The sequence below is a fragment of the Yeosuana sp. genome (assembly GCF_057126245.1).
Genome location: NZ_DBNGMQ010000124.1, coordinates 1 through 5345, shown reverse-complemented (window position 1 = coordinate 5345; position 5345 = coordinate 1). Strand labels below are relative to the sequence as shown.

General features: G+C 30.7%; 7 protein-coding genes and 1 pseudogene. 5 read left to right on the top strand and 3 right to left on the bottom strand.

What is annotated here, in order from left to right:
* Positions 1-599 (top strand): annotated as a pseudogene (locus AC15TD_RS15390) (hypothetical protein); the annotation flags it as partial.
* 272 nt (positions 600-871) lie between these two features.
* Here AC15TD_RS15390 and AC15TD_RS15385 read toward each other — a convergent pair.
* A complete protein-coding gene (locus AC15TD_RS15385; RefSeq protein WP_484453026.1) occupies positions 872-1387 on the bottom strand; it encodes a hypothetical protein in 516 nt (171 codons plus the stop codon).
* Between the two features lie 263 nt (positions 1388-1650).
* On the opposite strand from AC15TD_RS15385, the gene AC15TD_RS15380 reads away from it, so the two are divergent.
* Positions 1651-2583 (top strand): hypothetical protein, encoded by a 933-nt coding sequence (locus AC15TD_RS15380; protein ID WP_484453025.1) that lies wholly within the window; start codon positions 1651-1653, stop codon positions 2581-2583.
* A 41-nt stretch (positions 2584-2624) separates the two neighbouring features.
* On the opposite strand, the gene AC15TD_RS15375 is transcribed toward AC15TD_RS15380, so the two are convergent.
* Entirely contained in the window at positions 2625-3569 is a 945-nt protein-coding gene (locus tag AC15TD_RS15375) for a toxin-antitoxin system YwqK family antitoxin (protein ID WP_484453024.1), read from the bottom strand.
* A gap of 226 nt (positions 3570-3795) precedes the next feature.
* On the opposite strand from AC15TD_RS15375, the gene AC15TD_RS15370 reads away from it, so the two are divergent.
* The 3 genes from AC15TD_RS15370 to AC15TD_RS15360 all read left to right on the top strand — a co-directional run bounded on the left by AC15TD_RS15370 (position 3796) and on the right by AC15TD_RS15360 (position 5146).
* Positions 3796-4545, top strand: a complete 750-nt coding sequence (locus AC15TD_RS15370; protein ID WP_484453023.1) for a DUF6090 family protein — start codon at positions 3796-3798, stop codon at positions 4543-4545.
* A gap of 36 nt (positions 4546-4581) precedes the next feature.
* Entirely contained in the window at positions 4582-4875 is a 294-nt protein-coding gene (locus tag AC15TD_RS15365) for a hypothetical protein (RefSeq protein ID WP_484453022.1), read from the top strand.
* An 82-nt stretch (positions 4876-4957) separates the two neighbouring features.
* The gene (locus tag AC15TD_RS15360; protein WP_484453021.1) at positions 4958-5146 is read left to right on the top strand and encodes a hypothetical protein; all 189 of its coding nucleotides are present in this window, start codon (positions 4958-4960) and stop codon (positions 5144-5146) included.
* A gap of 63 nt (positions 5147-5209) precedes the next feature.
* On the opposite strand, the gene AC15TD_RS15355 is transcribed toward AC15TD_RS15360, so the two are convergent.
* Positions 5210-5338, bottom strand: coding sequence for a nuclear transport factor 2 family protein (locus tag AC15TD_RS15355; RefSeq protein ID WP_484453027.1), 129 nt, complete (start codon positions 5336-5338; stop codon positions 5210-5212).
* Positions 5339-5345: the final 7 nt, after the last annotated feature.

Here is a 5345-nt window from a genome sequence, read left to right as displayed (position 1 = left end):
CTTTTGCCGGAGATATCGAACCACCAGTTTATATGGTGTTAGGTCAAGGCTATATTTCTTATGGTAAAGCATATACGGTATTAATGGCGTTAAGAGATTTGATAGGCGAGAAACAAGTAAACCATGTATTAAAAACGATTACAGACAACCATCGTAATATTAACAAGTTAGAAGCTAATTCTATTGAGTTTTTAGACGAGCTTTATAAAGTAACACCTCCAGAACATTATATATTAATTGATGATTGGTTTAAAAAAGTTATTACTTATGATTTAGGAATAGAGGAAAGCTCTTATACAGAATTATCCAATGGAAATTATGAAGTTTTGGTAAAAATAAAAGCAAATCGATTTGAGATGTTTACTTCTGGTGAAACGAAAGAAACACAAATAAATGAACCTATTAAAATTGGAGTTTTTAAAACGCACCCCTCTTTGGTAAGAGATGATGCAACAATTCTTTATTACGAATCTAATACAATTAAAAATGGTGTTACAGAATTTAAAATTATTGTTAAGGATAAGCCAAGTTACATTGCTATTGATCCTTATGGAACACGCAGTGATGAACATGTAGTAGATAATATTAGGGCTCTATAATTGTTCAACAAAGAATGAAAACCAACTTAGGATGTGTATAGCTAATTGCTTGGTCTGTGTGTACTCGGAAAATCCCATGGATTTCCCTCTGGTTCGGTTTCTTTTACTAACTTAGTGCTTAATCACACAACTAACCATACACAAAACTGTTAACTGCAATTCTGGAACTCACTCAAACACATATCGGAATTTTCAAAATCATAATTTCTGATTTCACCACTACTCGGGATTGCCAATTGAAACTGTAAGGCCTTTCATTATTGATAGAATTGTTACCAGGAAAGTCTAACTCCAAAATCCAATTTTTTTAGTGTATGAATCCCGATGAAAGGTTCAATACCACTATTCATTAAGTAGCCAACTTTTAATCCGATGCCTATGGCTAATTTTGAGTCAGTTACTAGAGAATAATCTTTATAATAAGTTCTATCGGCTTTAAAACTAGTGAACTCATTTTTTCCTCCAATACTGAATTCAGAATGTACAGTTATTCTATCCATAAATATCCTGCTATATCCTAAATCAATAACCCAGAAATATTCTCCATTCCCAATTTCCGTTAACTCATTAGTTTCTTTTTGTTTTTTTACAACTTTAATTTCCTGTCCGTTAAATTGATGACCATAACCTAAATGAAATCTATTATTGCCAGCTCTTGCGAAAATATCTACTCCCCAAGCATTGTTTGTGGAATAAGAGAGTGACAAACCACGACCAAAATCTTTATCTTGCCCCATGCAGTAAGTAATTACAGATAATAATATTACGAAAATGATGGTTTTCTTCATAATATATAAGTTGATCTTTTATTTTGACAAGGGGAGTGCATAGAAAGTTAGTTATAATTTTATGATAATCAAAGCATCATAGGCTTTTCTTTAGAAGTGAATTGATTAAAGGGATAGCTTACTTTCTTATAGATACACTATCGTTATAAATTTAAATATTCTGTAAAGCTTTGAATCTTTCCAAAGTACAATTATCTCATAAAGTACTATAAACGTGTAATGTGCATTTATTTTTCCTATATTTAATAGATAGATTTATTCTTATGAAAGCATTTGTCTTATTGTTTATAGTTTTAATATTAAGTTTTTCATCTGAAAACAAACAACAGAATGACCTAGAACGAGCGAATCTAAAAGGGAAAGTCAAAACATTAAGGCAAATTTCTTATCATGCATTTGATAAATTTGGTGAAATAACAAAAGGAGACATAGACGGCTCAGGAATATTGGCGCCTGGTGAATATTATAATAAATATAACGTCAAAGGCTTTATTATTGAAAGGGTTGCAAGGTATTTTGGTGATAGTGATAGTTTAATTTTGAAACAAATTTATAAATACAATGATAAGGGTAATAAAATTAATATAAATCAATCTACACCAAATGGAGAAATTGGTAAAGAAACTTTTAAATATGATGATAAAGGCAATCCAATTGAATTAAATAGGTACTACCCAATTGATAGTTTAGAAATGAGTTGCAGATACACCTATAAATATGATGATAAAGACAATATAATTGAAAAAACCACCTATACAAATGGCAGTTTAGAAGGAAGTTCGGTATCCTATAAATATGATGATAAAGACAATCTAACGGAAGTTAGTGTTTATACAACAGTTGGTATTTTACATTGGAAAAACACTTATAAATATGATGATAAGGGTAATGAAACTGAAATGAATAGTTATTCATATGATGGGAGTTTAAGTTGGAAAGAAATTAGTAAATATGATGATAATGGCAATAAAATTGAATCTAGTAATTTTAATCAAAATGGTGTAAATTTTAAATTCATATATAAATATGATGATAAAGACAATTTAATTGAAAAGACGTATTTATCGGATGGCGGATATAGTTTGAAAGATATTTTTAAATATGACTATGACGAAAAGAATAATTGGATTAAGCGGATTGACTTTGGAGGTGACACACTAAAATACATCATTGAAAGGCAAATAGAGTATTATTAAATGACCATATTTTATCCTTTGAAATAAAAAAATACTAGATTTTAATAACTTTTTTCAGAGATTAGTCTACCTCTCTTAAAAGTTAGCTCTTTGAGTAGTTTTCCATCAGTATTCCATTTTTTCCAAGCTCCATCAGGTTTTCCATTTTTATAGGTCCATTCACCTTCCATCTGTCCATTCTCATACCACCATTTCCAAATACCTTCTTGCTGCCCCTTATTGAACACACCTTCACCCTTTAATTGCCCATTCTGATGCCATTCTCTGCCCAACCCAATAGGTTGTCCATTTGACCATGTCGCTTCCGATTTTAACTGTCCATTCTCATGCCATTCACTAGTGACACCATCGGACTTACCATCCTTATATGTCCCTTGCTCTTTTAACTGCCCATTCTCGTACCACCATTCTGTCAGTCCTTCTTTTTTATCGTTCTTAAGTGTTCCTTTAGATTTTAATATTCCATTCTCAAACCATTCTGTCAAAACTCCTTCGGCTTTTCCATCCTTATAAGCCCCTTCAAAACTTAACTGTCCATTTTCATACCACTCCTTATCAAAACCATCTATTTTATCACTCTTATTTGTTTGTTCCCTTTTTAACTGTCCATTTTCATACCACTCTTTTGCTACACCTTCAATTTTATCATTTTTTTTTGGTGTTTGTCTCATTAACTGTCCGTTTTCATACCACTTTTTGATTACACCATTGGCTATTCCATTATTATAAGTTACTTCATAACTTAACTGCCCATTCTCATACCATTTTTTACTAATACCATCTAATTTGCCATCCTTGATAATTACTTCCTCTTTTAACTGCCCATTCTCATACCAATATTTGATTGTACCAGTAATTATATTCGAGTCACTTTTCAGTAACAAAAGACCATCTTTTTCCATGACATCTTTAGAATCGATAATTTGTACCTCTTGTCCAAAGGCAATAATTGGAACTACAACAATCAGTAAAAATAATTTTCTCATTTTATTTTTATTTATTTAAAGATAGGTTTTATATTTAATTTTAAGTGAGTATAAGCGAAAAACAATAGCAGTTAACACCGGCTATAATTTATTGCTTTGGATTTTTTTATCGGCAAATCCTTTCTCTTTTGCTATCTTCGGTTTACGGCGGAAAATCCTCGAGGATTTTCACCCAACGAAACCATAGCCAAAACCGTTGTGCTTCATTATGACAAACCACTAACCAATGATAAAATTTTTTAGAAAAATTAGACAAAATTTACTTTCAGAAGGAAAGACTGGAAGGTATTTGAAGTATGCGGTTGGAGAAATAGTACTTGTTGTTATTGGAATTTTGATTGCATTACAAATTAATAATTGGAACGAAAGCCGAAAACAAAAACAAAATCTTAAAGTAGTTTATAATGTAATCATTAATGATTTAGAAAAAGATTATATAGAGATTGATTCCATCTTGTTCAATCTTAAAAAAAGAGAAGGTGTTTTGGATAAGGTAATATCGAAAACCCTTACTAAGGAATATCTTTTAACTCATCCAGCTGCTACTAATATGATGACTGGTTATCCGGATTTTTCAATACAAACCCGCGGATATGAATTGTTGAAAAACATCATCTTAACAGAAAATAATCTAACAAACGATTTAGATTCAGAAATATCAAATTTTTACAAGACCAATCTTTTGGAAATTAAACTAGATCAAGATTTCCTTTCATACGAATTAAAAGAGAACTATACCCATTGGAAATCTACTTACTCGTGGTGGTCAGACTATGTCGATGATGTTATAACTGAAGATTTTGTGGACTACGCTATCAACTCTCAAGATTTCAGAAATAGAGTAGCGACATTTCGGATGACACTATTTCGATTATATGTCCCAAAATTAAAAGAGTTTCAAAATGAATCCAAAATACTAATCGATAAAATCAATCTCGAATTAAATCAAAAATATCAAAAGCACAACAATGGCTAAATATAATTTCTTATTCTCGCCTACTTTTGAAATTAAATGACCTTATACGAGTTTAATAGATTAAAACTAAACGAACGTATGGAAGCCGTTAACCTATACGGCACATTCTTAGACAACTACATTACTAAAGACATTCGCATTAACTGTTACGCCATCGATAAGTTCTTTGTTGAGGTTGTTTATGATACAGAGAATAATGTGATAACGGAAGTTAGAAGTTTTAAATACGGTGATAGTCTTGATAAGTATTCAATATTAAATTGGCTTAATTTTGAAATAATAGGCAAATTTTGGGCAAATGACAAAATAAAAAAGCCTTCAATCTCTTGAAAGCTTTGCTATTGTTGTGACCTCGACTGAATTACTACAATCTTAAGCAAGGACTAAAGAGCATATTCAATAATTTTGAATTATGATTTTCTCAAATTATTATAAAGGTGTTTTAAGTTCTCAAGGCGTTCCGCATTTAAACGTAGAACAACATAGACGACTATTAAATATTTTAGCCTTAGAACAAGAGTTAAAAACTATTCTTGATTTAAAAGAAAAGATTAAAAGTTCAGACGACTTATACAAACTCTATGTAAAAGGCAATAGGTAACAAAACCAATAATATGCAAAACCATTATGGATTATAACCATAATGGTTTTGTGTCTTAGATTATTAGATTAGTGGTAGATTTTCAGGAGAATGGTGTTCGTGAACCAATTTCCATTCACCCTTTATTTTAACAAATAACAACGTAATTAGGTTATTGACTTTATAACCTACTGGTCCGTCTTTAATATCCACTACAAAA

Bases quoted from the DNA above. Each gene is read 5' to 3' on its own strand.
- AC15TD_RS15385 (WP_484453026.1), bottom strand. From the start codon at position 1,387: ATGAAGAAAACCATCATTTTCGTAATATTATTATCTGTAATTACTTAC.
- AC15TD_RS15380 (WP_484453025.1), top strand. From the start codon at position 1,651: ATGAAAGCATTTGTCTTATTGTTTATAGTTTTAATATTAAGTTTTTCA.
- AC15TD_RS15375 (WP_484453024.1), bottom strand. From the start codon at position 3,569: ATGAGAAAATTATTTTTACTGATTGTTGTAGTTCCAATTATTGCCTTT.
- AC15TD_RS15370 (WP_484453023.1), top strand. From the start codon at position 3,796: ATGATAAAATTTTTTAGAAAAATTAGACAAAATTTACTTTCAGAAGGA.
- AC15TD_RS15365 (WP_484453022.1), top strand. From the start codon at position 4,582: ATGACCTTATACGAGTTTAATAGATTAAAACTAAACGAACGTATGGAA.
- AC15TD_RS15360 (WP_484453021.1), top strand. From the start codon at position 4,958: ATGATTTTCTCAAATTATTATAAAGGTGTTTTAAGTTCTCAAGGCGTT.